A 3,548-nucleotide genomic window follows, 5' to 3' on the forward strand; every position below is an offset into this window, starting at 1 on the left:
CCTGGCATTAAAGAACTACTAAAATACAAAGACCATTTACTTATTCTAAAGAATGATTGGTATGAGGGTCTTAAATACTTATCTAGTGATGGGGATATGCATTCTGGAAACGATAGAACAGTTAAAACCATCTTAAAGAAAGAGCAAAATAAAAAAGGAGAAAAATTAAGCGAAGACGAGATTATAAATATCCTCAATGATGTTTTGTCTAAAAACAATGGTAGAGCGGGTATTTCTGGGGATAGAAATAAAGGCACTGACTTTTTTACTTCTCCTGTTTTACAAAATGTGAATAGCAACGAAGAAATCAAGGACCACGAATTAACAAATAGAAATTTATTAGACAACGACGAAAAAATAAAAGAACTGGTTGTAGAACTTCACAAAGAAGGACAGGATGCAAGTGCGAAGAATTCCATTGAAAAATTAGAGACTTTGGATGACCAGTTTAAATACATTATGGGAGCTATTACGTCCGATAATAAAAAAGTAAGTAGTCCTAATAAGGCTAGAATTAACGGAGATGACTTTACAGCAGCAGTTCTTCGGTCTTTATTGGAAATGACAAATTCTCCTAAAGAAGATACTTGGAAAGAAACGTTTAAAGAAATTAGACATACATATCCTAGTGCTAAGGTCGAACAGCTCTTGAAAGAACTCCATAGAGAGTTATCTCATCACAAACGGAGTATGACAGAATTTAAAGCTGTTAGTAGAATCACTCCAGAAATGGTAACAGATATACTTATTAACATGGAATCCAAAGAGTTTGAGAAACAAAAGAACCTTGATAGTTTTGAAATTATTAAAAAAGCTGCTGAAGAAGCTGGAATTAATATTCATTTCAGAGAAGAAGGTTTAGATTTAGACGAGAATGTTGCTAAAATACTTGAAAAGTCAGATAGGCTTGATGAAATCCAATTCCAAAAAGGGAAAGATTCAACACAAGTAGCTAAACAAAAACAACCAACAGAGGTAGAAAAACAAGCCCAAAAAGAAGAGCAAGAGGCTAAGGAACAACCTATCGTAGCGGCTGGTAAAAGGTTAGCTAGAGAGGTTAGCAAAAAAGCTGGTATTAAAACTCCAGACAATGTAGAGATTATCAATCGTGATACACGTAGCGGTAATATCTCTGGATGGGGTCTTAAAAAATGGTTTGTTTCTCCAATCAGAATGATTCAAAAGTATATTCCTCAAGCGGGAGCTATTATCAAATGGGCAGAGAAAGCTGAGAATGACCAAACTAAATTAATGCAAACTTACTATAGATTGTTCGACAAAATGAAACAAACTATAGGAGATAAATCAAAAGAGTTTGAAAAACTTACTAGAGAGATTAACGAACTTGGTCGTGACTTTGTTCAAACAATAGCTGTAAACCATAATGGTAAAGAGTATTATGTCAACCTAGCAAACAATGACATCTTTGAAGAGTATATGGACGAAGCATCAGCTAAGGAAAGATATAAAGAATTAAAAAATGATGGCTACAAAGTGTTTATGGACTTCAAAGAAAACAAATGGAGAGTATTAGCATCTGATACAGGGTTGAGAACAATCGGCTCTTATAGTGATGCTAAACAGAAAGCAAGAACAGCTACAATCCAAGCCATCAAGGATAAAGGGTATTCTAAAGAAGTTGCTCATGCTTATAATCATTGGATTACTCTACGTGAGAAAATCTACAATGATAAAGTCCATGCATGGAAAGACAGCGGGCAAGATGAAGACCAAAGACCGAAGTTGTTATGGGGCTATACTCCTAGCTTGCACGGTAAATATGGTGTTTATAAAGTAAAAACTGTACGAGATGATGAAAACGGTGAATATAGACAATATGACAAATTAGCTTCTTTTAAAACTCAAAAAGATGCTATGGAGTATGCGTCTCAATTCGCAAATGACGGTAATTCGTATTCAATCGTAGAACATGGTTCTAGGTTTGATGATGCTAGAACGGCATCTGCAATCTATGAAGATTCTTATGACCCTAGCTATGATACCATCTTGGAAGAATTAGAATCCCCAGAAGATATTAATAAACGATTTGAACGTATTAGTCATAGTTATCCTATGATTGCTAAAATCATTGATGAGTTTATTACTAAAGGCAAAGGCTTAAACAGAGAGCAATTCATTGAATTATTAGAAGATAAAGAAAAGTTAGCAGATTTAGGAATAGATAAAAAACAGTTACAAGAAGAACGTAAACACGCAAACCTTGATGAATTATTCCGCTTAAAACCTACTGTTGGTAAATTAGACATTCAAAAACACTTATTAATCAATTATGGCAACCATATGAGAGATAAGTTTAATCAAACAAGAATGAATGCCAAAGGTGCTAACCCAGATGTATTAGGTAACATGGAAGATTATATCCGCTACAATGCTAGATATATTCCAACAAGTGTATTCTACTACAGAGCTACCGCACTGTATCGTGACATTACTGGTCACGACTACAAATCTCAATTTGGTAGAGGTGGCGAAGGAGCTCAAAACGATTACCAAGAGATTCTTAACAACTTCATTGGTAGCGTAGTTGGATTACCTAATGGTGTAGATAAGATGCTAAACCAAGTCTTTAACGACGTATTTGGCAAAACTTGGGTAAAAGCTATGTTCGGAGAAAAAGCAGTCACTGATGCATTAGGATTTAGTATGCAGACAATTACTGTATTGAAGTTAGGTATGTTCAGACCAACGGCGGCGATTGCACAGCTTGGTACACTAATGAACATTACTACTTTCTCTGGATTTAACAAACTCACAGCACAAGCCATGAGAGATGCCTCTCTATATAGTGGAAACGTTTCCTTGAGTGAAAAGAAAATGTTTAACAGAATTGGTCTCAATCGTGAAGACACTGCCTTAGAAACACAAGCGTTGATGAACGAAAAGAGTATCTATAACATGAACATCAAAGGATTACCTATTGGTAAATTCTTAGAGAAATCTATGTTTATGTTTAATGCTACAGATAAGTACACTCGACGTGTAGCCGCTTTAGTAGCTTATCGCCAAGCGATAGCAGATGGGAAAACTCCAGAAGAGGCTACAGATATAGCTCGTGATTTCGTACGTAAAACTAACTTTGACTATTCCGACAAAGATGCTCCTCAGCTATTTACTAAACTTGGTTCTATTGGTAAATTGTTATTACAATTCAAAAAGTACCCAGTAAAAGAAGCTGAATTAATGGTAGAATTATTCCAGTCTGGAGATAAGAAAGCTATCGCTAGATTCTTTGGTCAATACTTAGTTATGGCAGGTATGATGGGTGTACCAGTAGCTGGAGCAGGAGATGAACTTGCTGAATGGATTACAGGAACATCACCTACGAAGGAAATGAAAAAGCTCGTTATGGAGTGGGCTGGTAATGACCCTAATAAAAAATCCTTAGCTTTAGTAGCTATGTATGGGGTACCAGCATTAGCTGGTGTAGACTTTAGTAGAAACATTGGTTTGGGTGATTTAGTTCCAACAAACGGATTCCAAGGACCAACTATTTCTACTATACAAAATGTCTACAAAGCATTCCGTGA

At 35.7% G+C, this 3,548-nt stretch carries 1 protein-coding gene; it reads left to right on the plus strand.

Going from position 1 to position 3,548, the window contains the following annotated elements:
* On the plus strand, window positions 1-3,548 hold a 3,548-nt coding region (locus tag EO125_RS09905; RefSeq protein WP_164726507.1), incomplete at both ends, for a hypothetical protein.

Source organism: Veillonella sp. VA139, from assembly GCF_003992005.1.
Taxonomy (GTDB): Bacteria; Bacillota; Negativicutes; order Veillonellales; family Veillonellaceae; genus F0422.